Raw genomic sequence first — 24,255 nt, 5'->3', positions numbered from 1 at the left:
TCTTTAGTAATCCAGTAGAGATACTCCCGAGCGTGAGGAGGACGGTAGACGCGCGGTGCGCCTCCCGTGGTCCTCGGTCTCGCATCGCGAGACCTGCCCGGCTAGAGGAGGGCGGGCAGCAGGCGGGCTCCGATCGACGAGGCCAGCCAGAGCGCACCCAGGACGGCGGGGGCACCCGCGATCCAGGCGGCCCGGCGCGACCAGCGGCTCCAGGACCAGGCGAAGCCCGCGAGCACGAGCAGCAGCAGCTGCAGGGCCAGGGCGAGCTCGGCGAGCGTGCCGCTGTCCACGTGGGGCTCCAGCAGCTCCGGACGGGGGTCGGTGCCGGAGCGGGGGCCGGCGGCCACCGCCCCGGAGGAGAGCACCGCGTCGACGTACACCGTCTCCGAGGACTGGAGCCGGGAGACCTGTGAGCCCTTGCCGGCGGCCGTGACGAGGGTCAGCCGGCCGGCCCCCGCCGCGGGCGGTGCCGGCATCGGGTCCCCGTCGCGGCGGATGCCGGAGACGACGTAGGTGAACTCCCCCTGCGCCGTGGTCACCACGACCCGGGCACCGCGCTCGGCCTCGGGCAGCCGCGCGAACGGCCGGCCGTAGGACACCGAGCGGCCGGCGACGACGCTGACACCCTGCTGCCCCGGCAGCACCGTGCCCGGCCGGTGGCCGGGCCCGTCCTGGAGCTGGCGGGAGCGGGTCCCCTCGACGACGACCAGGTCGTCGACGTCCAGCGAGGGGATGGAGAGCAGCGCGACGGGCGCGCCGGGATCCACCGGCGCGCCCGTCGGTGCCGTGCCTTCGGCGAGCTGGGTGCGTAGCTCGCCGTACAGCACGTTCTGTGCGTGGTTCTGCTCGAAGTCGCTCAGAACCAGCAGGTACAGCAGGACCCAGCCCAGCAGCAACGAGACGCCGAGCAGCGCGCGGCCGCCGACGACCCGGACCTGGCGGTCCTCGTGGCCGGGCGGGGGCGAGGCGTCGATCTCACCGTGGTGGACCTCGGTCCGGGCGGGCCCGGTCGGGGCGAGGGTCATCGCGACCTCCGCGGCCGGCGCGCCCAGGCGGCGGCGAGGCCGGCCTGGAGCAGCTCCATCCAGCGCAGCACGGCGCCGACCAGGGCGCACGCCGCCGCCATGAGCAGCAGCGTGGGCAACCCGACCCGGCCCAGCGAGGAGCGCTCCCCCGCCGTCAGCGCGAGCTCGGCCTCGGTAACCGGTGCCGCCGGGACCGCAGCGGCCGGTCCCTCCTGCGCCGCCGGTACGACGGCCGCCGGTGCCGCCGGCACCTCGCCCGCGCCCGGCGCGGCCTGGCCGGTGTTCTTCGGCGGCGTCTTCACCGGGGGCGCCGCCTTCGAGAAGTCGCAGGCCTTGGCGAGCGTGGTGGCCGTCTTCGGGTCGGCGTCGACCGCCGGGACCACGCCCTTCTGGGTGCGCACCGCGACCACCGCGCTGGCGAGGTAGGTCTCCTCGGCGGCGAAGCCGTTCTCGGTGGTGATCGGCAGGTAGCCGGCCGGCAGCTCCCCGTTGGCCTGGCCCGGTCGCTGCCCGGGACCACCCGCGTAGCACAGGAAGCGGGCCAGCTTCGTCGCCGTCGCCGTGTCGAGCGCACTGGTCGGGAAGACCGCGGAGACCGGCAGCGCGCCCGGGTAGGCCTTGCTGCCCGCGGGCGTCGACAGCGCCGCGTAGTCCAGGGCCCAGGTGCCGTCCTCGACGTCCGGCTCCAGCAGCGGGGCCGCGGCGGCGAGCCCGGTGCTGTCGCCTGCGACGAAGGTGCGCCCGCTCGCGTCACCGAAGGTCGCCGCCGGCTTCACGGTCGTGGCGGTCTGCAGGTCGGCCGTGCGCAGGTTGTAGCGCCGGGCGGCCGACAGCGAGACCAGGCCGAGCACGAAGCGGTGGCCGACGGCCTGGCGCCCCTCGGTGCGCAGCGGCAGCGTGGTGGCGTCGTTGCCGTCGTAGCGGCACACGGTGGCGACGGCGGAGCTCGCGAACTGCATGTTCAGGCTGACCGGGCCGAGGCCGGAGAGCGGGTTCGCCACCAGCTGCAGGTACGGCGTGGGGCTGTTTTGGTAGCAGCGGTTCTGGTCGATGTACCACTGCGGGGCGAGGAACTCGTCGAGCAGCGGCCAGCTCTCGACCGGCAGGTCCAGCCCGCGGTAGGCGGTGTTGACCTTCATCCCCCAGGGGTCGGGCTTGCCGTCGAGCCAGGCTCGCGCCTCCGGGTCCGCGTCGATCCACTGCGAGAGCGCCCAGACCAGGTCGGAGTTGGAGGAGAACACCTGCAGCGCCGCGGCGGACTCCAGCGTCGTGCTCTCCGCGATGCCCGGGTTGAGGGCCTTGAACTCCGGGTCGACGGTGAGGTTGTAGGGGTTCTCCCCGAGCCCGGCGTGCCCGCTGCGGACGAAGGACGTCGCCGGGTACGACGCGCTGAGCAGCTTGGCGACCAGGCGGGCGTTGAGCCGAAGGTTCTCGCGCCGGCGATGGTCGGCGTCGTCGATGGCGAAGGCGATCGCGAAGCCGCCGAGGGCCACGGGTGCCTGCACGACCGGGCGCTCGAAGCCACCCGGCTGGGGCGCGGAGCTGAACGCGCCGGTGATCTCCCCGCGCTCGAGCAGACCGCGGGCCAGGGACTCGGCCTGCTGGACGTGGGTGAAGGCGAACAGCGTGTCGGTGGTGCAGAACTTCGGGCGCCACGACGCGGTGAGCTCGTTGAGCACCACCGAGCCCATCAGCTCCAGCGGCTTCTCCTCCGTCTCCGCGCCGCAGACCTCGGCCGTCGGTGCGAAGGTCAGCGGCACCGTGATCCGGTTGCGCCAGTTGGACGCGCTCCACCACAGGTTGCCGCGCACAGCCTGGTCGGAGCTGCGGGTGGTGGCCGGCTCCCCCGGCTCGTAGCTGCCGGTACGACGGCAGGTGGCGTCCGCGCTCGTCTTCTGGGCCTCGGTCAGCGGCACGCCGGCCTTGTTGGTCTGCGGCTGGCCGGCCGGCAGCTCGAAGCCGAAGGCGTCGCAGCTGAGGCCGACGACGGGGACGGCGACGAGGGCGCAGCGGACCTTCGCCGAGCAGCCCAGCGAGCCGTTCTCCGCACGGGTCCACACCGCGAAGTCCGCGCTGCCCTTGCCGTCCTTGCCGGTGATGCCGTAGGTCGTGTTGCTCGGCACGCCGCCACGCTCGGCGGAGTCCGTCTCGGGCGCCGCGGGCGTGCAGCCGGTCTCCGGGTCGGGGCCGCCGTAGTAGGTCTTGCCGCTGATGGCCTTGAAGGGCACCCAGCGTGCGGTCGTGGGCGGGGCCAGCTTGGCGCACGCCTCCGGCAGGTCGGCGGGCTCGCCGACGACCGGGGCACGGTCCTTCGCGGTGGCGTGGGCGTCGAAGCGCCAGGCCGGCGTGGTCGAGGCGGCGGCGAGGTAGCGCTCGGGCGAGGTCTGCGTCCAGCAGGTCTCCGGGGTGAGCCGGGCTTGTCCGGCGGGGACCTTGTCGGCGTCCACGCCGCGGCACTGCAGCAGGACGAAGGGGTACTCCTGGTTGCGGCCCTCGGAGGAGTTCGGGTCCGCCACCACCGCCCCGGTCGGGGTCGCGCCCTCCCAGCTGACCTTGATCTCCTGGCGCCCGCGCAGGTTGTCGGCCTGGGCGACGCGCAGGGTGATCTTCTGGGTGCTGGCCACGGTCTCCTTGCCGTCGGCGCCGATGAAGGTCCGCTGCGCGGTGACCGACCTCGTCAGACCACCGGCCGCGACCGCCGGCGCGGTGCCCGAGGGCGCCACCACGGCCAGGGTCCCCAGCAGCAGGGCGAGGACGAAGAACGCCCGCTCGGCGCGACGGCGCGCGGCGCTCATCGCGACCGCCTGCGGGTGCCGGCGAGCTGGCCCACGACCGGCGGAACGACGAGCACGCCGAGGAAGAGCCCGAGCACCAGCGCGCCCAGGATCTTCGGCGGGCCGGAGCGGGCGTCGGGGTCGAGGGTGGTCGCCACGACGGAGATGTCGTCGCTCGTCGTACCGGTGGTGGAGCCGTCGGCACCGGCCACGGGGACACCTCCCGCGGCGGCGGGCGCGTCCGGCACTCCGTCGCCGTCGGTGTCGACGGTCGGCACCCCGGCACCGCCGGTCCCGGCTCCCGGGCCGGTCCCGGCGCCCGCGCTGGCGCCCCCGCCCGGGGTCTTGGTGCCGGTGCCACCCGGGTTGTCGTTGAACGTGCCGACGTCGTCGCCGCACGGCCCCTGGCCGGGACGGTCGCACTCGGCCGGGAAGGGCGCGATCTTCGCGAGGTAGTTCTCCGACGGCTTGCCGGGCACGAAGGTCGGGTTGTGGCAGTTCTTGACGTTCTTGATGATCGAGGCGTCGAAGACGACCTTCGGGTCGGCCAGCTTGAGCTTGTTGACCTGGGTGAGGCTGGCCTGGACCAGGTTGACCGGCAGCGGCGAGTAGCCGATCGGGCCGATCGCCGACTGGCCCACGCACACCGAGTGCTGGAGGAAGTCGGTCAGCGCCTGCCGCTTGGGTGTGGTCATCTTCGAGTCGTTCGCGGCGGTCGGGATGATCGCGTAGACGTACGACGAGAGCGGGTAGGTCCGCTTGTCCGGGTTGACGTAGACCTGGTCCAGCTTCTGGGTCAGGTAGTTCGGGTCCTTCGGGTCGTTGTTGATCTGCGCCCGGGTGAGCGCGACCGCGACGTTGTACTGCGTCGGCAGGGTGAAGTAGCCCGCCTTGTTGAGCAGCTTGGCGACCGGGTAGCCGGCAGCGAGCGGGTAGGAGTACTCCTCCATCGCGATGGCGCCGACCGAGCCCTTGGACTTAAGGAAGTTCATCACGCCGTCGGAGCCGGTCTGGGCGCGCTGCTGGCCCCGGGCGTCCCCGCAGTTGAGCGGGAAGTAGTCGGTCGCGGCCAGCCGGCCGCCGTTGCAGTCCTGCCACAGGCCGGGGTACTGGCTGACCATCCAGGTCGTGAACTGGTTGGTGACACCGGCGCCGTCGGCCCGCACCACCGGGATGATCGGGATCGACGGCAGCGCGCGGCCGTTGTTGTCCTTGGTGATCGCGGCGTCGTTCCAGTTGGTGATCTTGTTGGTGAAGATCTTCGCCAGGGTCTCCCCCGACAGCCGGATGTTCTTGACCCGCTTGCCGCCGACGGTGACGTTGTAGGGGAAGGCCGTGCCGCCCGCGACGATCGGCAGGTAGGCGAAGGAGCGGCCCAACGAGGAGTCGACCGCGCCGGTCGACGGGTCCTTGCCGCGGTAGGGCGAGTCGGTCACCCCGAAGTCGCTGGACCTGTTGGCGTAGTCCTTGCGCCCCTGGGCCGCACCGTTGGCGGTGTAGACGACCTTGATGTCCTTCGCGTCGACCTCGGCCACCCACTCGGCGACGGCGTTGCCGGCCCAGGAGGAGCCGGAGCCCTTGATCAGCTCGTACGTCGGCGCGGCCGCCACCGCGGCCCCGGGACCGGCGGCGACGGCGAGGTAGCCGGCGAGGGTGAGCGCGACGGCGCGGACGCCTCGGCGCAGCAGCGGGGTCATCGGTTCTTCCTTCCCCTGGCCGCCACCCGGGCGAGCAGGAACAGCGAGAGCACGACCACGAGCAGGACCGCGGCGCCGGCGTAGGCCCGCTGCTCCATCTGCGGGCTGCCCGTGGTGACGGCGGAGTAGACGAACAGCGGCAGCGAGTTCATCGGGTCGTGCAGGGGGTCGGCGTTGAAGAAGGTGGAGGCGCCCGACGTCAGCAGCAGCGGCGAGGTCTCGCCCACCGCCCGGGCCACGCCGAGGATCAGCGCGGTGGCGAGGCCGGGGCGGGCGGTCGGCAGGACGACCTTCCAGACCGTCTGCCAGCGCCCGGCCCCGAGCGCGTACGACGCCTCGCGGAGCCCGTTCGGCACCACCCGGAGCACGACCTCGCTCGCGCGGGCCATGATCGGCAGCGCCATCACCGCGAGGGCCAGGGAGGCAGCCAGGCCGCTGGTCTCCATGCCGAGGTTGACGATCCAGATCGAGTAGATGAAGAGCCCCGCCACGATCGAGGGCAGCGCGGTCATCGCCTCGACGACCGTGCGCACCAGCACCGCGCCCCTGCCGCCGACCTCGGAGATGTAGACCGCGGTCGCCAGGCCGAGCGGCATCGCGATCGCCACCGCGATGCAGACCTCGATGACGGTGCCGAGGATCGCGTGCGCGATGCCGCCCATCGAGAACGGGTCTTCGGCGCGCACGCCAGCCATGTCGTCGGTGAAGAAGTTCAGGTGGGTCAGCGCCGGCAGGCCCTTCCACACGGTGCTGACCACGGTGCTCAGCAGGGCCAGGCCGATCAGCGCCGGCGCGGCCATCACGACGGCGGTGACCACCCGGTCGACGACGATCCGCCGCGGCTGGGTGAGCGCGGTGAGGGCGGCGTAGAAGGCGACGAAGACGGCGTACCAGCACACGGTGAAGCCGACGGCACCCGAGAACGGCAGGATCCGGGTGTAGAGCAGCCAGGTCGTGGCCACGGACCCGACGACCGCGCCGAGCAGGGAGAGCACGTCCTCGCGGGTCCGGTGGCCGGCCTGGCGCAGGGTCTCCACCGGCGGCGCGATCGGCTCGGCCGGGTCGGGCTCGGCCAGGTGGCGCGGCGGTGCGGTCACGGTGCTCACAGCTCGGTCACCCCGCCGCCGCGCGAGCGGGCCACGACCACGGCGGCCAGGCTGTTGACGACGAGCGTCATCACGAAGAGCAGGAAGCCGGCGGTGAGCAGCGCGGAGAGCTGCGCCGGCGAGGCCTCCTTGAAGCCGGAGGCGATCAGCGCGGAGATGGTCGCGGTGCCCGACTCCAGCACGTACGGCTTGATCTCGAAGGCCTGCGAGATCACCATCACCACCGAGATGGTCTCGCCGAGCGCGCGGCCCAGGGCCAGCATCGTGCCGCCGATGATGCCGCCGCGGCCGAAGGGCAGCACCACCGTGCGCACCATCGACCAGCGGGTGGCGCCCAGTGCCAGGGCGGCCTCCTTCTCCCCCGCCGGCGCCTCGGCGAAGACCTCGCGCATCACCGAGGTCGCCATCGGGAAGATCATCATCGCCACCGCGAGCGCGGCGATCGCGGCCGAGCCGGCGTACGACGGGTAGCCCGGCGCCTGGGTCCAGATCGGGTAGTCCACGTCGGTGCGCACGTGGAAGAACGGGATCCAGCCGAAGTACTTGCTGATCCAGTGGGTCACCTCGGTGGCGTGCGGCTGGATGACGATCAGCACCCACAGGCCGAACACGATGCCGGGCACGGCTGCCATCAGGTCGACCATCCGCACCAGCAGCGGCCGGGCCCAGGCCGGCGCCCAGTCGGTGATGAACAGTGCGGTCAGCAGGGACAGCGGGAAGGCCAGCAGCAGCGCGATGACCGCGACCTGCAGGGTCCCCAGCACGACGGCTGCGATGCCGACGATGTCCTGGCTGGGCAGCCAGCGGTACTCGGTGAAGAAGGAGAGCCCGTAGTGCCGCAGCGTCGGCACCGACTGCGCGCCCAGGAAGATGCCGATGCCCGAGGTGATCGCCAGCACGGTGAAGGCCAGCACCCGGACGACGTGCAGGAACACCCGGTCCTGCAGGGAGTAGCGCACGGCGAGCGAGCGCGGGAGGTCGTCGTCGGCCCAGTCGTCGTCCGAGGACGGCGCAGGCGTGGAGACAGCAGCACGCGACATGACGGGGGCACCCCTACCCGCTCGCGACCCCCGATGGCCGAACCAGTGAAGACTTTAAGTCTAGTGGTTCGGCTGTATTTAGTTGGATAATTCAGTTCAGATGCTGGACGAGCCGTCCTCCGACGCGTCCTGCGACGTCTCCGCGGGGCTCTCCGCGGTCTCCGGAGCGGGCTCCGCGGAGGCGTCCTGCGCCGGGGTCTCGTCCGCAGCGGGCGTCCGCCCGTCGACGTACACGCTCTCCTCGCGGCCCGGCCGGTTCCTCAGCGACCAGACGAAGAACGCCGCCGCGGCGACGAAGAGCACGATCGAGGTCCACACGTTGAAGCGCAGCCCCAGGACGTCGTTGAGCTGGACGTCGTCGATCCGGATGTACTCGATCCAGCCCCGGCCTACGGTGTAGGCCATCACGTAGACGGCCATCACCCGGCCGTAGCCCAGGCGGAAGCGCCGCTCCAGCCAGATGATCAGCGCGAAGGCGGCGAGGTTCCACAGGCACTCGTAGAGGAACGTCGGGTGGAAGGTCTCCATGGCCGGCGCGACGCCGCCGTTGGCCGCGAGGGCGTCGGCGTAGTCCTTGCTGGCGAGGTAGGCGCTGCTGTAGTGGTCCTTGTCGATCTCCAGGCCCCACGGCAGGTCGGTCGGCCGGCCGTAGAGCTCCTGGTTGAACCAGTTGCCCCAGCGCCCGATCGCCTGCGCGACCAGCACCCCGGGGGCGAGCGCGTCGAGCAGCGGCAGCAGCCTGATCCCCTTGCGGCGGGCGCCGATCCAGGCACCGAGCGCACCGAGGGCGACTCCGCCCCAGATGCCGAGGCCGCCGTGCCAGACGTAGAGCGCCTCGATCGGCTCCCCGCCGGCGCCGAAGTACTTCTTCCAGTCGGTCGCGACGTGGTAGAGCCGGGCGCCGACCAGTCCGAACGGGACGGCCCACAGCGCGACGTCCTGGACCTCGCCGAGAGTGCCGCCGCGGGCCTGCCAGCGCCGCTCGCCGATCCAGATCGCCACGACGATGCCGAGGATGATGCACAGGGCGTAGCCGCGCAGCGGGAAGGCACCGATGTGCCACACGCCGTTGGCCGGGCTCGGGATGGTGGCGGTGATGAGCTGGGTGAGCACGGCAGGTCCTCGGTCTCGGTCAGTCGTCGGTGAGCAGGGTGCGGATGTCGGCCGCGAATTCCTTGGCCGAGGTCTCCTGGTTCCACAGCGCCACGGCCTCGGCGGAGTCGTCGAGGCCGAGCGTGAACGTCGAGTGCCCGCCCAGGTCGTAGCCCCCGGACGGCAGCTTCTTGCCGTCGTTGACGTAGACGTGGAGCGGCTCGCCGACCTCGATCACGGTGTCGAGGTCGCCGGTCAGCCCGATGAAGGACTTGTTGTAGCCGTCGAGGTAGGCCCGCATGGCCTTCTCGTCGTCGCGGGTCGGGTCGGTGGTCACCAGCACCACGTCGACCTTGGCGCTCTCGTCGTCGTCGAGCATGTTGATGCCGGCCGCGATGTTGTTGAGCACCAGCGGGCAGAAGTCCGGGCAGTGCGTGTAGCCGAAGAACACCAGCGTCAGCGGCTTGTCGGTGTCCTCGACCAGCGAGAACGGCAGGCCCGAGGTGTCGGTCAGCGCGATGTCCGCCGCCTGGTACGGCGTCTCCAGGCGGGTGCCGGTGAACCCCTTGTCACCGCCACCGGTGCTGCAGGCCGCGGCGAGCAGCCCGACGACGACCAGTGCGAGCGTCGCCCTCAGCCGGTCACGCACGCACGCCTCCCGCGACACCGGCGGCCAGGTCCTCGGCGAGCGCCCGCACCGCGGCCAGTCCCGCGGCACGGTCACCGGCGTGCTCCTGCAGGGAGCGGACGAAGGCCGAGCCCACGATCACCCCGTCGGCGTACGCCGCCAGGTCGGCCGCCTGGGCGCCGGTGTTCACTCCGACACCCACGCCGACCGGCAGGTCCGTGGTCGCCTTGGTGCGCGCGATCAGCGGAGCCACCCCGGCCGCGGTCGCCTGGCGGGTGCCGGTCACGCCCATGATGCCGGTGGCGTAGATGAAGCCGCGGCTGGCCGCGGTGGTCATCGCGATCCGCTCGTCGGTGGAGGACGGCGCGACGAGGAAGACCTTGTCGAGGCCCAGCCGGTCGGCGGACCCGATCCACTCGGGGGCGAAGTCGGGCGTCAGGTCGGGGGTGATCAGGCCGGCCCCGCCGGCGTTCGCCAGGTCCTGGGCGAACCGCTCCACGCCGTAGCGCTCGATCGGGTTCCAGTAGGTCATCACCAGCACCGGGACGCCGGTCGCGGCGACCGCCTCGACGACGCGGAGCACGTCGCCGGTGCGGACCCCGGCCTCCAGCGCCTGCTGGGCGGCGGCCTGGATGATCGGGCCGTCCATGACCGGGTCGCTGTAGGGCAGGCCGAGCTCGATGACGTCGCAGCCCGCGTCGACCATCACCTTCAGCGCCTCGATGCTCCCCGCGACGTCGGGGAAGCCGGCCGGCAGGTAGCCGACCAGGGCCGCCCGCCCCTCGGCACGGGCCTTGTCGTAGGCGACGCTGCTGCTGGTCACTGCTTCTCCCCCGCGGTGCCGAGGCCGAACCACTCCAGCGCGGTGCCCATGTCCTTGTCGCCACGGCCGGACAGGTTGACGAGGATCGTCTGGCCCGGGCGCTCCTCGGCGACCCGCAGCGCGCCCGCGACGGCGTGCGCGCTCTCGATCGCCGGGATGATGCCCTCGGTGCGGGCCAGCAGCGCCATCGCGTCCATGGCCTCGGAGTCGGTCACCGGCAGGTACGTCGCCCGGCCGCCCGCCGAGAGCGCGGCGTGCTGCGGCCCGACGCCCGGGTAGTCCAGGCCGGCGGAGATGGAGTGCGACTCCACCGTCTGGCCGTCCTCGTCCTGCAGCACGAAGGTGCGTGCCCCGTGCAGCACGCCGATGGAGCCGGCGAAGATGGTCGCGGCGTGGCGGCCGGTGTCGACGCCGTCGCCCCCCGCCTCGAAGCCGTAGATGGCGACCTCGGGGTCGTCCACGAAGCCGGCGAAGAGGCCGATCGCGTTGGAGCCACCGCCGACACAGGCCGCGACCGCGTCCGGCAGGGCGCCGTACTGGTCCAGGCACTGCTGGCGGGCCTCGTCGCCGATGCCGCGCACGAAGCTGAGCACCAGGCTCGGGAACGGGTGCGGGCCGGCGGCCGTGCCGAACAGGTAGGCCGTGTGGTCGACGCTGGCGACCCAGTCGCGCAGCGCCTCGTTGATCGCGTCCTTGAGCGTGCGCGAGCCGCTCTTGACCGGGATCACCTCGGCACCGAGCAGCTGCATGCGGGCCACGTTGAGCGCCTGGCGCTCGGTGTCGACCTCGCCCATGTAGACGGTGCAGTCGAGGCCGAGGTAGGCCGCCGCGGTCGCGCTCGCCACGCCGTGCTGGCCCGCGCCGGTCTCCGCGATCACCCGGGTCTTGCCCATCCGCTTGGTCAGCAGGGCCTGGCCGAGCACGTTGCGGATCTTGTGCGCGCCGGTGTGGTTGAGGTCCTCGCGCTTGAGCAGGATCCGCGCGCCGGCGTGCTCGGAGAGCCGGGTGGCGTCGTAGAGCAGGCTCGGGACGCCGGCGTAGTCGCGCAGCAGCGACTCGAGCTCGGCGACGAAGGCCGCGTCGGCCATGGCCGCCTGCCAGGCGACGTCGAGCTCGTCGAGGGCGGCCATCAGGGCCTCGGGCATGAACCGGCCGCCGAAGGCACCGGTGCCCCCGAACCAGCCGAGCGCGTCGGCGTCGTACGTCATCGTTCGATCCCTGTCATCGCGGCGACCGCCTCGCTGGGCGCGCCGTCCTTCACCAGCGCCTCGCCGACGAGCACCGCACGGGCGCCCTCGCCGACGAAGCGCCGCACGTCCTCGGGCCCGGAGATCCCGGACTCGGCGACCTTGACCCGGTCGTCGGGGATGAGCGGTGCGAGCCGGCCGAAGGTGGCCGCGTCGACCGCGAGCGTCTTGAGGTTGCGGGCGTTGACACCGATCAGCTCCGCGCCCAGGCCGACCGCGCGCTCGGTCTCGGCCTCGTCGTGCACCTCGACCAGGACGGTCAGGCCCAGCTCCCGGGCGGTGTCGTGCAGCCGGTCGAGCAGGTCGCCGGGCAGCGAGGCCACGATGAGCAGCGCCAGGTCGGCGCCGGCCGCGCGGGCCTCCAGCAGCTGGTACTCGGTGACGATGAAGTCCTTGCGCAGCACCGGTACGTCGACCGCCGCCCGGACCGCGCGCAGGTCGTCCAGGCTGCCGCCGAAGCGCCGTTGCTCGGTCAGCACGCTGATCGCGGCGGCTCCGCCGTCGGCGTAGGCCTGCGCGAGGGCGGCGGGATCGGCGATGTCGGCCAGCGCACCCTTGCTCGGGCTCTTCCGCTTCACCTCCGCGATCACGCTCGAGCCCGCACCGCGCAAGTGCGGCATCGGGTCCCGCGGCGCCGGCGCGTCGGCCAGGGCCGCCCGCAGCTCGGCCTCGGGCACGCGCGAGCGCCGGAGGTCGAGGTCCTCTCGAACACCGGCGACGATCTCGTCCAGCACAGTTCCCATCGCCGTCAGTGTTCCACGCAGCAGGGAACGCCTCGCAGGGTGGCCGGTCCGGTGGACGGCGGCGACGGTGGTTTGAGGAGTGCGCGCACGGTTAGGCTCCTGCGGACCGCCCGGATTCCTGACCGGGCCCGACGAGAAGGATCGACGTGAGCTACGGAACTCCGCCGCCCCCGCCCGGCCAGCCCCCTTACGGTCAGAACCCCTACGGCCAGGACCCCTACGGCCAGAACCCTTACGGCCAGGGCCCCGGCGCGCCCGCCGCCGCGGGTGACCCCGGGACCCTCGACCTGCCCTACTACGGCATCGGCTTCATCCCGGCCATCAAGCGGGCGTTCGCGAAGTACGCGCGCTTCGACGGCCGCGCCAGCCGCAGCGAGTACTGGTGGTTCGCGCTGGGCTACGGCGTGCTGGTGATGCTGTTCTACATCCCGCTCGCCATCGGCGCGGCCGCCGAGTCGACCGCCGTGGTCCTCATCTTCGGCCTGCTGCTGCTCGTGGTCGCGCTCGCCGGCATCGTGCCGAGCATCGCGGTCGGCGTGCGCCGGCTCCACGACGGTGGCTTCAGCGGCTGGATGTACCTGCTGGGCTTCATCCCCGGCTGTGGCGGCATCATCCAGATCGTGCTGATGTGCCTGCCCTCCAAGCCCGAGGGTGCGAAGTACGACCGCGTCGGCGGCGGCCAGGGTGGCTACGGCCAGAACCCGGGCTACCCGCAGAACCCCTACGGCCAGTAGGACCCGACACCGCGACGCCCCGGACCGCAGGGTCCGGGGCGTCGTTGCGTTCGGGAGCGTTCGCAGTGGCTCAGGGCGCGAGCCAGGAGCCGGCCGGCAGGTTGCGCAGCACGGCGAAGACCAGCATCGCGACGCCGAGCACGATGCCGGCGGTGTTGACCGTGCGGTCCGAGGGGCTCCACGGCACCCCGGTCCACCGGCCGTGGGCCCACCGGAGGAACGCATAGGCGATGAAGGGCAGGCCGAGCACGAAGAGCAGGTTGCTCGACGCGGCGGCGCCCAGGTCGCCGTTCGACAGGTCGTTGACCGCGCGCAGGCCGCCGCAGCCGGGGCAGGCGAAGCCGAGGGCGGCGGTGGGGCAGATGCCCCAGCTGCCCTGGGCGTGCGGGTCACGCAGGTGCAGCGCGAGGGTGGCGGCGGCCAGTCCCCCGGCGACGGCCAGCGGCGGCACCATCCGGCGCCGGCGGGTCTGCCCGTCGGCGGGTGCGGGTGGTGCCGCGAGGCTCATCAGTGACCGGACTCGTGCAGACCCATCTTGGCGAGGACGAGGAAGAGCGGGCCGGCCGCGACGGCGATGACCGCGCCGATCCAGAACAGCGGCCAGTTGATGGGCGAGAGCGAGGTGCCGATGGCGCCGATCACGAAGCCGACCAGCGAGACCAGGACTGCGGTCCAGGCGGCGGGGGTGTTGCCGTGACTGTCGGCCATGAGTGGGAACTCCTCGTTCAAGCGGGTCGGTCGGGACGATTCTAGGGGGTCACTCCTGCGTCGGGTCGCTGCCCTCGTCCAGTGACTTCCACAGGTCCAGGTTGCTGCGGTCGGCGGGGTCCGCGCCGGGGCTCTCGGGGGCACCACCGGCGCCCGTCGGGGCGTCGTACCGGGTGCCCATCTCGGGCCACGCCGGGACCATCCGGACCGCGACCGCGGCGGCGACGAGCGCGACCAGCGCGCTCGCCAGCGAGATCCACAGCCACGGCGTCCGCTCGGTGTCGATCGCGGCGCCGTTGAGGCCCAGGCGCACCGCGAGGTCGCTGGAGGCCTGGTCGTCCTGGACGAAGCCGCCGACGACCACCACGACGCCGATCCCGGCGGCGGCCAGCAGCGCGAGCCCGGCCACCACCCGTCGTACGACGCCGCGCGTCACCAGCAGCACGCCCCACGCCGCGAGGGCGACCAGCGCCAGGGCGCCGGCGAGGGGGAACTGCACCGAGCGGTCCTCGACCGTGCGCGCCAGCCCGCCGGCGGCGGTCAGCGTGGACTCCGGGACGGTGAGCATCTGCTTGTGCCCGGCCACCGCGGCGAAGCCGCTGCCGGCCAGCCCGAGCAGCACGGTCGGGCCGAAGGTGCGCCGGCCCGGCTCACTCACCGAGCAGCCCCTCGTCGAAGCAGGTGCGCGCACCGGTGTGGCAGGCGACGCCGACCTGGTCGACCTTGACCAGCAGGGTGTCGCCGTCGCAGTCGAGACGGACCTCGTGCACGTGCTGGGGGTTGCCGGAGGTCTCACCCTTGACCCAGTACTCACCCCGCGAGCGGCTCCAGTACGTCGCCCGGCCGGTCGTCAGCGTGCGGTGCAGCGCCTCGTCGTCCATCCACGCGAGCATCAGCACCTCGCCGGTGTCGTGCTGCTGGACGACCGCGGGCAGCAGCCCGTCGGCGGTGCGCTTGAGCCGGTCGGCGATGGTCGGGTCCAGGGAGCTCACGCGGGCCATTATCGCGCGCCGCTCCCGGCGCCCCGCTGGGCCACCCACGAGGCGTGCAGGCGGGCGTAGGCCGTGCCCTCCTGGGCGACCAGCTCCGCGTGCGGGCCGTGCTGGACGATCCGGCCGCGGTCGACGACCACGACGACGTCGGCCGCCTCGGCCGTGGAGAGGCGGTGGGCGATGGTGACCGAGGTGCGGCCGGTCATCAGCCGCTCCAGGGCCCGGGCGATCCGGGTCTCCAGCGCCGGGTCGACGGCACTCGTGGCCTCGTCGAGCACCAGCAGGTCGGGGTCGGCGAGCTGGGCGCGCAGCAGCGCGACGAGCTGGCGCTCCCCCGCCGACAGCGACTCCCCGCGCTGGCCGACCCGGGTCTCGACACCGTCGGGCAGCCCCGCCAGCCAGTCGCCGAGGCCGATCGCGTCGGCCGCCTGCTCGATCTCCGCGCTCGTCGCGCCCAGCCGGCCGTAGCGCGCGTTGGCGGCGAGGGTGTCGTCGAAGAGGAAGCCCTCCTGGGGCACCAGCACCACGCTGCTGCGCAACGCGGTCTCGCTGATCTCGCGCAGGTCGACCCCGTCGAGCAGGACCCGGCCGCGACCGGGGTCCATCAGCCGGGTGAGCAGCTTGGCGATGGTCGACTTGCCGGAGCCGGTCTCCCCCACCACGGCGACCCGCTGGCCGGCCGGGATGACCAGGTCGATGTCCGAGAGCACCTCGCTGCCGCCGGGGTAGGCGAAGCCGACCCCGTCGAAGCGGACGTCGATCGCACCCCGGGGCAGGCTCTGGCCGTCCGGGCCGGGGTCGACCAGGTCGGCCGGGGTGTCGAGGATGCCGATCACCCGGCGCCAGCCGGCGATGGCGTTCTGCGCGTCGGTGAGGATCTGCGTGCCCATCTGCACCGGGCCCACGAACAGCGTCACCAAGAAGGCGAAGGCGAGCACCTCGCCGGCCGTGATCCCCTCTCCCCACGCGAAGCCCTGGCCCAGCCAGATCCCGACGACCAGGACACCGGCGTTGGCGAAGCCCGCGGAGATCCCGCCGAGGCTGAACGAGAACGCCGTGAACCCCTGGGCGCGGGTGCTGGCGGCCTTGTGGGTGTCGATCGCGGTGTCGATCCGCTCCTGGGTGCGGGCCTCGACGGCGTACGACTTGACCACCGCGGCGCCCACCACCGGCTCGGAGACGGCGGAGAGCAGCACGCCGACCTGGCGTCGTACGACGCCGTAGGCCGCGGCGAGCTTGCGCTGGAAGTAGCGCAGGCTGAGGAAGAGCGGCGCGAAGCAGACCCACACCACGATCGCGAGCTGCCAGCTGTAGAAGACCATCACCACGGTGGCGACGAGCATCTGGCCGATGCTGACGACGAACAGCAGGCCGCCGAAGACCAGGAACTGGCTGACCTGGTCGACGTCGCTGGTGACCCGGGAGACGAGCGCGCCGCGGCGCTCGGTGTTCTGGGTGAGCAGCGGCAGGTCGTGGACGTGGCGGAAGGCCTTGACCCGCAGGGTCGCCAGGCCGCGCTCGGCGGTGGAGAACAGCCGGGCCGTCATCGCGTACGACGCCCAGCTGGTCACCACGATGGCCAGGCCCGCGGCGAGCGCCAGCCAGGTCGTGTACGCCGGGTCGGGCCCGTCCGGGCCGTGCAGCCCCTTGTCGACGGTCTGCTGCACCGCGATCGGCACGACGACCTGGCCGACCGAGGCGAGCACGGCCAGCACCAGCGTCCAGCCGATCCCCTCGACCAGCTCGGGCGAGTGGCGCACGCCGCGGCGGATGGTCTCCCAGGCGCCGATGTCCTCGCCGGTGCTCAGTGCGGTGCTCATGCGGGCACCTCGTCGGTCTCGTAGGCGTTGACCAGCCGGGCGTAGTCGGCGTTGCGCGCCACCAGGTCGGCGTGCGGGCCGCGGTCGGCGATCGCACCGTCGACGAGGAAGAGGACCTCGTCGGCCAGGCCGATGGTGGCCTTGCGGTAGGCCACCACGACCAGCGTGGTCTCGGCACCGCCCAGCGCGCCGAGGATGCGGGCCTCGACCTCGGGGTCCACCGCGGAGGTGGCGTCGTCGAGGACGAGGAGCCGCGGGCGTCGTACCAGCGCGCGGGCGAGGGCCAGCCGCTGCCGCTGCCCGCCGGACAGCGTCGTGCCACGCTCCCCCAGCCGGGCGTCGAGGCCGTCGGGCAGGGCCGCGACGAAGCCGTCGGCCTGCGCGGTCCGCAGCGCGGCCCAGACCTCCTCGTCGGTCACGTCGAGGCCGAGGGTCACGTTGCCGCGCACGGTGTCGTCGAAGAGGAAGGCCGTCTGCGGCACCACGGCCAGCGACTCCGCGAGCGCGCCACGCTCGAGCGCGCGCAGGTCGGTGCCGTCGACCCGGATCGCCCCGGCGTCGACGTCCACGAGCCGGGCGAGCAGCGTGGTGAGCGTGGACTTGCCGGAGGCCGTGGCGCCCACGAGCGCGACCGTGCGGCCGGGCGCGACGTCGAAGGAGAGCCCGTGCAGCAGCGGCCGCTCGGGGGTGTAGCCGAAAGCCGCGCCGTCGACCTCCAGCCGGGCGCCGCCGGTGTGCCGCGGGAGCCGCTGGTCGCCGTGCTCCATCGCGCCGGAGGCGCGCAGCACCGCCGCCACCCGGCGGTAGCCGACGACGCTGCGCGGGAAGTCGCCGAGCAGCCAGCCGATCGAGCGGATCGGGAAGGCGACGACGGTGAGCAGGTAGGTCACCGTGACCACGTCGCCGGCGACGGTCGCGCCGGAGATCACCCGGTGCACGCCGAGGACGAGCACCACCAGCACGGCCAGGTTGGGCAGCGCCGCGAGCGTCGGGTCGAAGGCCGCGCGGATCCGGCCGACCCGGATGTTGGCCTCGCGCAGCTCGGCCGCCTTGGCCCGGAACCGCTCGGTCTCCTCCGGCTCGCGGCCGAGGGTCTTGACGACCAGCGCACCGTCGAAGGACTCGTGGGCGATCTCCGAGAGCTCCGCACGCAGCTGCTGCGCCCGGGTCGCCCAGCCCTGGGCGAGGCGCTGGTAGACGACGTTGGTGCCGATCACGACGGGGAACACCAGCAGCCCGACGGTCGCCAGCGCCAGGTCCGTCAGCAGCATCTGCACGACCGCGATCACCATCATCGCCACCGTGCCGACGGCCATCGGCAGCGGCGCGATCGGGCCCCAGGCCGCCTCGACGTCGGAGTTGGCGTTGGACAGCAGCTCACCCGTCGGGTGCTTCTGGTGCCACTCCATCGGCAGGCGCAGGTACTGACGGGTCACCGCGCGACGGCTGTGCGCCTGCATCCGGTACTGCATGACGCCCGCACCCAGGCGGCGGGCCACGATGCCGACCGCGCGCAGGATCGCCACGCCCGTGAACAGCCCGAGGACCGCCCAGAGCAGGCCGCCACCGATCTCGCCGTCGCGGAACGCCGGCAGGACCACGTGGTCCGTCGACCAGCCCAGCACCCAGGCGTCGGCCACGGTGAGAGCGCCGAAGAGCACGCTGCCGATCGTCGAGAGGGCGAAGATCAGGGGCTCGCGCTTGATGGCGACCCAGAGGACGCCGAACCCGGCGGACGTCGTACCGGTGCTGCCAGACGCTGCCACTCGCTCTTCCCTGCTCTCACCTTGCACGACTCGGGCCCAACCCGGTCCGCCGGGAGCCTATTCCGCACCGGCGACATCGACGCCCGCCACCCCGCCCACCCCTCGGCGTATCGTCGCGGCGTGGACGTGGACGCCCTGCTGCAGCACTGCCTCGCCAAGCCCGGCGCCTGGCCGGACAACCCGTGGGACCACGAGCACCCCGTGGTCAAGGTGGGCGAGGGCGAGCGCGCCAAGATCTTCGCCTTCCTCGGCGCCGAGCACGTCGGCGTCAAGGCCGGCGCCACCCGCGAGGTCGCCGACGAGTGGCTGCACCGCTACCCCGACGACGCGAGCGTGATGCCGTACATCGGGCGGTCCGGCTGGAACAACCTGGCGCTGGGTGGCGCGATCCCCGACGACGAGCTCATCGAGGCGGTCGACGCGTCGTACCGGGCGGTGGTGGGGAGGCTGCCGAAGGTGCACCGGCCGGCGGGCTGGGAGGGCTGAGCACGGCCGGCATGCGGCGAGGAGCGCTCAGCTCTCCGCGACCGGCGCGACGAGCCGCACGCTCATGTGGAACGTCGACGTCGCGCCCTCGATGACGACGAGGAACCCGTCGGGCCCGTCGCGGAAGACCTCGCGGCGCTGGGGCGACCAGGGGTCGGGCGGGTCGTACTCGAAGGCCGCACGGCGCGCGGAGAGCAACGCGGTCGCGCGGTCGGTGTGCAGGGTGCGACCGATCTGGACGATGGTCGAGGGCTTGGCCTGCCCCTTGTTGGAGTACTCGACGGCGACCCGCCAGGGGCCGGCGCTGCCGAGCGGGTCCTCCCCCTCCACCGGCGCGGGTGCGCCGGAGGGGTCGTACGGCTGGTAGGTCATGGTCGCCTCCTACCCCGTCAGCGCACGGGCACGCCCGCGCCGGCCAGCGACTCCTTGACGTCGGCGATGCGCAGGGTGCCGAAGTGGAAGACGGTGGCGGCGAGGACCGCGTCGGCCCCGGCCTGCACGGCGGGCGGGAAGTGCTCGACGGCGCCCGCACCGCCCGAGGCGATGACCGGGATGGCGACCTCGGCGCGGACCGCGCGGATCAGCTCCAGGTCGAAGCCGTCGGTGGTGCCGTCGGCGTCCATGGCGTTGAGCAGGATCTCCCCCGCGCCGAGCTCGGCGGCACGCACGGCCCACTCGACGGCGTCGATGCCGGCGGACCGGCGCCCGCCGTGGGTGGTGACCTCGAAGCCGGAGCCGGTGGCCGGTCCGTCGGGACCGACCCGGCGGGCGTCGACGGAGAGGACCAGCACCTGGTTGCCGAAGCGCTGGGCGATCTCGGCGACCAGGTCGGGACGGCGGATCGCGGCGGTGTTGACGGCGACCTTGTCGGCGCCGGCGCGCAGCAGGCGGTCGACGTCGTCGACCGAGGAGATGCCGCCGCCCACGGTGAGCGGGATGAAGACCTGCTCGGCGGTGGCGGAGACGATGTCCATCGTCGTGGCCCGGCCCTCGTGGGAGGCGGAGATGTCGAGGAAGGTCAGCTCGTCGGCACCCTCGGCGTCGTAGAGCTTGGCGAGCTCGACCGGGTCACCGGCGTCGCGCAGGTCCTGGAAGTTGACTCCCTTGACGACGCGTCCGGCGTCGACGTCCAGGCAGGGGATCACCCGGACGGCGAGCGTCATACGAGCCCGCCCTTGGTGAGGGCGAGCGCGTCCTCGAGGGTGAACTGCCCGGTGTAGAGCGCCGTGCCGGCGATCGCGCCCTCGACGCCCAGCGGCACCAGGTCCATCAGCGCGCGGATGTCGTCGAGGGTGGTGACGCCGCCGGAGGCGACGACCGGACGCGCGGTCGCGGCACAGACGTCCTGCAGGAGCTGGAGGTTCGGGCCCTGCAGCATGCCGTCCTTGTTGACGTCGGTGACGACGTAGCGGGCACAGCCCTCGGCGTCGAGGCGGGCCAGCGTCTCGTAGAGGTCGCCGCCGTCCTTGGTCCAGCCGCGGGCGGCCAGGGTGCCGCCGCGGACGTCGAGGCCGACCGCCACCCGGTCGCCGTACGTCGCGATGGCCCTCGCGCACCACTCGGGCTGCTCGAGCGCCGCGGTCCCGATGTTCACCCGCCGGCAGCCGGTCGCCATCGCGGCCTCCAGCGACTCGTCGTCGCGGATCCCGCCGCTCATCTCGACCTGGATGTCGAGCCGGCCGACGATCTCGGCCTGGAGGGCGCGGTTCTCGCCGTGGCCGAAGGCGGCGTCGAGGTCGACGAGGTGCAGCCACTCGGCGCCGGCCTCCTGCCAGCGCAGGGCCGCCTCGATCGGGTCGCCGAAACGCTTCTCGGAGCCGTCGACACCCTGCACCAGCTGGACGGCCTGGCCGCCCTTGATGTCCACGGCGGGCAGCAGCTCCAGGTAGGCAGTCACAGTGATGTCACCCAGTTCCTCAACAGTTGGGCGCCCGCGTCCCCCGACTTCTCCGGGTGGAACTGCGTGGCGCAGAGCGGTCCGTTCTCCACGGCGGCGACGAAGCGGTCGCCCGCCCCCTCGACACGTCCCGTCTCGGCCCAGGTCACCAGCGGCTGGTGGCTGTCCGGGGTGCGGTCGTTGGTGACCAGGGTCCAGTCGCGCACGCCGTAGGAGTGCACGAAGTAGAAGCGCTCGTCCTCGATCCCCGCGAACAACCGGGTCCCGGGCGGCACCTCGACGGTGTTCCAGCCCATGTGCGGCACGATCGGGGCCTGCAACCGCTCGACGACACCCGGCCACTCGTCGCAACCCTCGGTCTCGACACCGTGCTCGATCCCCTTGGCGAACAGGACCTGCATGCCCACGCAGATGCCGAGCACCGGGCGGCCGCCCGAGAGCCGGCGGGCGATGATCCGCTCACCCCGGATCGCGCGCAGCCCGCGCATGCACGCCTCGTAGGCGCCGACGCCGGGCACGAGCAGGCCGTCGGCCTCCATCGCCGCGTCCAGGTCACCGGTGAGGGTGACGTCGGCGCCGGCGCGCTCGACCGCGCGGACGGCGGAGCGCAGGTTGCCGGAACCGTAGTCGAGGACGACGACGGAGGGAGCCGTCACAAAGCACCCTTGGTGGAGGGGATCCCGGTCTCGCGCGGGTCGAGCGCGACGGCGTCGCGGAAGGCACGCGCGAAGGCCTTGAACTGGGTCTCCACGATGTGGTGCGGCTCGCGGCCGGCGAGCACCCGTACGTGCAGCGCGAAGTGCCCGTGGAAGGCGATCGACTCGAAGACGTGCTGGGTCAGCGAGCCGAGGTACGACACCCCGGAGCCGCCGAGCTGGACGTACTGCTGCCCCTCCGGCTCGCCGGTGTGCACGCAGTAGGGCCGCCCGGAGACGTCGACGACGGCGTGCACGAGCGCCTCGTCGAGCGGGACGGTGGCGTCGCCGAAGCGGCGGATGCCCTTCTTGTCCCCCAGGGCCTCGCGCAGCGCCTGGCCGAGCGCGATCGCGGTGTCCTCGGTGGTGTGGTGGGCGTCGATGTGCACGTCGCCCTCGGTCTGCACCGTGAGGTCGACCAGCGCGTGGCGGGCGAAGGCGGTGAGCATGTGGTCGTAGAAGCCGACGCCGGTGGAGATGTCGTGGCGGCCGGTGCCGTCGATGTCCACCTCGACGAGGACCTTGGACTCGCTCGTCTGGCGCTCGATGCGGGCGGTGCGGCTCATGCGCGCTCTCCGTTCACTTCAGTGCTGACTTCTCGCAGTGCGGCCCGGAAGGCCGCCATCTCGTCCGGGGTGCCGACCGAGACCCGCAGCCAGCCCTCCGGCCCGGTCTCCCGGATCAGGACTCCCCGGTCGAGGAGACCCTGCCAGACAGCATGCCGGTCGGCGAATCGCCCGAACAACACGAAATTGGCGTCCGAGTCGGCGACGTCGTACCCCTCGGCACGCAGCCAGTCCACGAGCCGGTCGCGCTCCGCGCGCAGGTCGTCGACCCGGCCGAGCAGCTCCTGGGCGTGCTTGAGCGCCGCCAGCGCGACGGCCTGGGTGACGGCCGAGAGGTGGTAGGGCAGCCGGACGACCCGGATCGCGTCGCAGATCTCCGGCGCCGCCGCGAGGTAGCCCAGCCGCAGCCCGGCACCCGCGAACGCCTTGCTCATGGTGCGCGTCACCACCAGGTTGCGGTACGTCGGCAGCAGCTCCAGCGCGCTCGGCACACCCGCGCGGCGGAACTCGCCGTAGGCCTCGTCGACCACGACCAGCCCGTCCCCCGCCGCCTCGCAGAGCACGCCGATCGCGTCGTGCGGCAGCGCGGTGCCGGTCGGGTTGTTGGGGCTCGGCAGCAGGATCACGCCCGGCTGCTCGGTCTTGACCAGGTCGCGCGCGGCGTCGAGGTCGATCGAGAAGTCCTCGGCGCGGTGCCCGGCGACCCAGCGGGTGTGGGTGTCGCGGGCGTACTCCGGGTACATCGAGTACGTCGGCGCGAAGCTCAGCGCCGTGCGCCCGGGCCCACCGAAGGCCTGGAGCAGCTGCAGCATCACCTCGTTCGAGCCGTTGGCGGCCCACACCTGCTCGGGCGTGACACCGGCCTCGGTGTCGCGGGAGAGGTACCACGCCAGCGCCTGGCGCAGCGCCACGAACTCCCGGTCCGGGTAGCGGTTCAGGCTCGCGGCCGCCTCCCCCGCCGCGGCCGCGATGTCGGCGACGCAGGCCGCGGACGGGCCGTAGGGGTTCTCGTTGACGTTGAGCTGGACGGGGACGTCCAGCTGCGGTGCGCCGTACGGCTCGATCCCCTGGAGCTCCTCGCGCAGCGGCGGCCAGGTCATCGAGCCACCCGCACGGTGACCGCGGCACCGTGGCCGGGCAGGTCCTCGGCCTCGGCGAGGGTCACCACGTGGCCCGCGACCTCGCGCAGCGCGGCCTCGGAGTAGTCCACGACGTGCACCGACTTGGTGAACGCGCGCACCGACAGGCCCGAGGAGTGGCACGCGCAGCCGGCGGTCGGCAGCACGTGGTTGGAGCCGGCGCAGTAGTCACCGAGGCTGACCGGGGCGTGCGGGCCGACGAAGATCGCGCCGGCGTTGCGCACCCGGGCGGCCCACGCGGAGGCGTCCTCGGTGTGGATCTCCAGGTGCTCGGCGGCATAGGCGTTGACGACGTCGAGGCCCTGCTCCAGGTCGCGCACCAGCACGATGCCGGACTGCTGACCGCCGAGGGAGGTGGTGATCCGCTCGCTGTGCTTGGTCGCGGCGACCTGGGTCTCCAGCTCGCCCTCCACCTCGGCGGCCAGCCGCTCGGAGGTGGTGACCAGGACCGAGGCGGCGAGCGGGTCGTGCTCGGCCTGGCTGATCAGGTCCGCCGCGACGTACGACGCGTCGCCGGTGTCGTCGGCGAGGATCGCGATCTCGGTCGGGCCGGCCTCGGAGTCGATGCCGATCTGCCCCTTGAGGATCCGCTTCGCGGTGACCACCCAGATGTTGCCGGGCCCGGTGACCAGGTCGACCCGCTTGCAGGGGCCGGTGCCGTAGGCGAACATCGCGATCGCCTGGGCGCCGCCGACGGCGTAGACCTCCTCGACGCCGAGCAGCGCGCAGGCCGCCAGGATCGTGGGGTGGACGGAGCCGCCGAACTCCTTCTGCGGCGGGCTCGCCAGGGCGATCGACTCCACGCCGGCGACCTGGGCGGGCACGACGTTCATCAGCACGCTGGACACCAGCGGCGCCAGGCCCCCGGGGACGTAGAGGCCCACCCGGCCGACCGGCACATTGCGGTGGGTGACCCGGGCGCCGGGGCCGAGGTCGGTGACGGCGTCGGTCTCCAGCTCGTTGGCGCAGGTCGCGCGCAGCCGGCGGACGGACTCCTCCAGGCCGGCCCGGATGTCGGGGTCCAGCTCGTCGAGCGCGGTCCGCAGCGCGGCCGGGGAGACCCGGACGTCCTCGACCCGCACGCCGTCGAACTTCTCGCCGAGCTCGACGATCGCGTCCAGCCCGCGGGTGCGGACCTCCTCGCAGATCGCATGCACCGCCGGGACCGCCGCCTCGATGTCGAAGTCGGCGCGGGGCACGGCTGCGCGGTAGTCGGTCTCGGGACCGGCCTCGCGCAGGTCGATGCGGCGGATGAGAGACATGTCCCCGATTCTACG

25 protein-coding genes are annotated in these 24,255 nt (G+C 72.9%); 2 read left to right on the top strand and 23 right to left on the bottom strand.

Annotated elements, in window-relative coordinates; translation table 11 throughout:
• Positions 1-101: 101 nt before the first annotated feature.
• The 10 genes from MRBLML1_RS18215 to trpC form a co-directional block, all read right to left on the bottom strand.
• Positions 102-1,025, bottom strand: a complete 924-nt coding sequence (locus tag MRBLML1_RS18215; protein ID WP_364518591.1) for a sortase — start codon at positions 1,023-1,025, stop codon at positions 102-104.
• Positions 1,022-3,820: a hypothetical protein gene (locus MRBLML1_RS18210; RefSeq protein WP_364518589.1), complete on the bottom strand. Its 2,799-nt coding sequence runs from the start codon at positions 3,818-3,820 to the stop codon at positions 1,022-1,024. The genes MRBLML1_RS18215 and MRBLML1_RS18210 overlap by 4 nt, the downstream gene beginning before the upstream one ends.
• Positions 3,817-5,496: a substrate-binding domain-containing protein gene (locus tag MRBLML1_RS18205; protein ID WP_364518587.1), complete on the bottom strand. Its 1,680-nt coding sequence runs from the start codon at positions 5,494-5,496 to the stop codon at positions 3,817-3,819. Before MRBLML1_RS18205 ends, MRBLML1_RS18210 begins: the two co-directional genes overlap by 4 nt.
• Positions 5,493-6,593 carry a phosphate ABC transporter permease PstA gene (pstA, locus tag MRBLML1_RS18200; protein ID WP_364518585.1) on the bottom strand — a complete coding sequence of 367 codons (1,101 nt, stop codon included), beginning with the start codon at positions 6,591-6,593 and terminating at the stop codon, positions 5,493-5,495. Before pstA ends, MRBLML1_RS18205 begins: the two co-directional genes overlap by 4 nt.
• 5 nt (positions 6,594-6,598) lie before the next feature.
• On the bottom strand, positions 6,599-7,642 hold the full coding sequence (pstC, locus tag MRBLML1_RS18195; protein WP_364518583.1) for a phosphate ABC transporter permease subunit PstC: 1,044 nt from the start codon (positions 7,640-7,642) through the stop codon (positions 6,599-6,601).
• A 96-nt stretch (positions 7,643-7,738) separates the two neighbouring features.
• Entirely contained in the window at positions 7,739-8,755 is a 1,017-nt protein-coding gene (lgt, locus tag MRBLML1_RS18190; RefSeq protein ID WP_364518581.1) for a prolipoprotein diacylglyceryl transferase, read from the bottom strand.
• Positions 8,756-8,774: 19 nt separating this feature from the next.
• A complete protein-coding gene (locus tag MRBLML1_RS18185) occupies positions 8,775-9,383 on the bottom strand; it encodes an SCO family protein (RefSeq protein WP_364518579.1) in 609 nt (202 codons plus the stop codon).
• Complete coding sequence (trpA, locus tag MRBLML1_RS18180) at positions 9,376-10,185, bottom strand: tryptophan synthase subunit alpha (protein WP_364518577.1); 810 nt, start codon at positions 10,183-10,185, stop codon at positions 9,376-9,378. Before trpA ends, MRBLML1_RS18185 begins: the two co-directional genes overlap by 8 nt.
• A complete protein-coding gene (gene trpB, locus MRBLML1_RS18175) occupies positions 10,182-11,393 on the bottom strand; it encodes a tryptophan synthase subunit beta (RefSeq protein WP_364518575.1) in 1,212 nt (403 codons plus the stop codon). Before trpB ends, trpA begins: the two co-directional genes overlap by 4 nt.
• The gene (gene trpC, locus MRBLML1_RS18170; RefSeq protein ID WP_364518573.1) at positions 11,390-12,175 is read right to left on the bottom strand and encodes an indole-3-glycerol phosphate synthase TrpC; all 786 of its coding nucleotides are present in this window, start codon (positions 12,173-12,175) and stop codon (positions 11,390-11,392) included. Before trpC ends, trpB begins: the two co-directional genes overlap by 4 nt.
• Before the next feature lie 146 nt (positions 12,176-12,321).
• On the opposite strand from trpC, the gene MRBLML1_RS18165 reads away from it, so the two are divergent.
• On the top strand, positions 12,322-12,909 hold the full coding sequence (locus MRBLML1_RS18165; RefSeq protein ID WP_364518571.1) for a DUF805 domain-containing protein: 588 nt from the start codon (positions 12,322-12,324) through the stop codon (positions 12,907-12,909).
• Between the two features lie 70 nt (positions 12,910-12,979).
• Here MRBLML1_RS18165 and MRBLML1_RS18160 read toward each other — a convergent pair whose 3' ends face one another.
• From MRBLML1_RS18160 to MRBLML1_RS18135, 6 genes are read right to left on the bottom strand one after another with little or no spacing between them, the layout of a single operon-like run.
• Positions 12,980-13,417: a DUF2752 domain-containing protein gene (locus MRBLML1_RS18160; protein WP_364518569.1), complete on the bottom strand. Its 438-nt coding sequence runs from the start codon at positions 13,415-13,417 to the stop codon at positions 12,980-12,982.
• On the bottom strand, positions 13,417-13,617 hold the full coding sequence (locus MRBLML1_RS18155; RefSeq protein WP_364518567.1) for an HGxxPAAW family protein: 201 nt from the start codon (positions 13,615-13,617) through the stop codon (positions 13,417-13,419). Before MRBLML1_RS18155 ends, MRBLML1_RS18160 begins: the two co-directional genes overlap by 1 nt.
• A gap of 49 nt (positions 13,618-13,666) precedes the next feature.
• Complete coding sequence (locus MRBLML1_RS18150) at positions 13,667-14,275, bottom strand: Trp biosynthesis-associated membrane protein (RefSeq protein ID WP_364518565.1); 609 nt, start codon at positions 14,273-14,275, stop codon at positions 13,667-13,669.
• Complete coding sequence (hisI, locus tag MRBLML1_RS18145; RefSeq protein WP_364518563.1) at positions 14,268-14,609, bottom strand: phosphoribosyl-AMP cyclohydrolase; 342 nt, start codon at positions 14,607-14,609, stop codon at positions 14,268-14,270. Before hisI ends, MRBLML1_RS18150 begins: the two co-directional genes overlap by 8 nt.
• A gap of 8 nt (positions 14,610-14,617) precedes the next feature.
• Positions 14,618-16,429: an ABC transporter ATP-binding protein gene (locus MRBLML1_RS18140; RefSeq protein WP_364518561.1), complete on the bottom strand. Its 1,812-nt coding sequence runs from the start codon at positions 16,427-16,429 to the stop codon at positions 14,618-14,620.
• Complete coding sequence (locus MRBLML1_RS18135) at positions 16,426-18,195, bottom strand: ABC transporter ATP-binding protein (protein ID WP_364518559.1); 1,770 nt, start codon at positions 18,193-18,195, stop codon at positions 16,426-16,428. The genes MRBLML1_RS18140 and MRBLML1_RS18135 overlap by 4 nt, the downstream gene beginning before the upstream one ends.
• Before the next feature lie 120 nt (positions 18,196-18,315).
• Between MRBLML1_RS18135 and MRBLML1_RS18130 the strand changes: the two genes are divergently transcribed.
• Positions 18,316-18,681, top strand: a complete 366-nt coding sequence (locus MRBLML1_RS18130) for an MmcQ/YjbR family DNA-binding protein (protein ID WP_364518557.1) — start codon at positions 18,316-18,318, stop codon at positions 18,679-18,681.
• A 27-nt stretch (positions 18,682-18,708) separates the two neighbouring features.
• Here the strand turns inward: MRBLML1_RS18130 and MRBLML1_RS18125 are convergent, their stop codons facing one another.
• From MRBLML1_RS18125 to hisD, 7 genes are read right to left on the bottom strand one after another with little or no spacing between them, the layout of a single operon-like run.
• Entirely contained in the window at positions 18,709-19,053 is a 345-nt protein-coding gene (locus tag MRBLML1_RS18125; RefSeq protein ID WP_364518555.1) for a hypothetical protein, read from the bottom strand.
• A 17-nt stretch (positions 19,054-19,070) separates the two neighbouring features.
• On the bottom strand, positions 19,071-19,844 hold the full coding sequence (gene hisF / locus MRBLML1_RS18120; protein ID WP_364518553.1) for an imidazole glycerol phosphate synthase subunit HisF: 774 nt from the start codon (positions 19,842-19,844) through the stop codon (positions 19,071-19,073).
• Positions 19,841-20,578, bottom strand: coding sequence for a bifunctional 1-(5-phosphoribosyl)-5-((5-phosphoribosylamino)methylideneamino)imidazole-4-carboxamide isomerase/phosphoribosylanthranilate isomerase PriA (gene priA / locus MRBLML1_RS18115; RefSeq protein ID WP_364518551.1), 738 nt, complete (start codon positions 20,576-20,578; stop codon positions 19,841-19,843). Before priA ends, hisF begins: the two co-directional genes overlap by 4 nt.
• Positions 20,575-21,234 carry an imidazole glycerol phosphate synthase subunit HisH gene (hisH, locus tag MRBLML1_RS18110; RefSeq protein ID WP_364518549.1) on the bottom strand — a complete coding sequence of 220 codons (660 nt, stop codon included), beginning with the start codon at positions 21,232-21,234 and terminating at the stop codon, positions 20,575-20,577. The genes priA and hisH overlap by 4 nt, the downstream gene beginning before the upstream one ends.
• Positions 21,231-21,839, bottom strand: a complete 609-nt coding sequence (gene hisB / locus MRBLML1_RS18105) for an imidazoleglycerol-phosphate dehydratase HisB (protein WP_364518547.1) — start codon at positions 21,837-21,839, stop codon at positions 21,231-21,233. Before hisB ends, hisH begins: the two co-directional genes overlap by 4 nt.
• Positions 21,836-22,939 (bottom strand): histidinol-phosphate transaminase, encoded by a 1,104-nt coding sequence (locus MRBLML1_RS18100; protein WP_364518545.1) that lies wholly within the window; start codon positions 22,937-22,939, stop codon positions 21,836-21,838. Before MRBLML1_RS18100 ends, hisB begins: the two co-directional genes overlap by 4 nt.
• Positions 22,936-24,240: a histidinol dehydrogenase gene (gene hisD / locus MRBLML1_RS18095; protein WP_364518543.1), complete on the bottom strand. Its 1,305-nt coding sequence runs from the start codon at positions 24,238-24,240 to the stop codon at positions 22,936-22,938. Before hisD ends, MRBLML1_RS18100 begins: the two co-directional genes overlap by 4 nt.
• Positions 24,241-24,255: the final 15 nt, after the last annotated feature.

The organism is Nocardioides sp. LML1-1-1.1 (assembly GCF_040676175.1).
Lineage (GTDB): Bacteria > Actinomycetota > Actinomycetes > Propionibacteriales > Nocardioidaceae > Nocardioides.
Note: the sequence above shows the minus strand (reverse complement) of the source record. Positions and strands in the feature narration are given on the sequence as shown.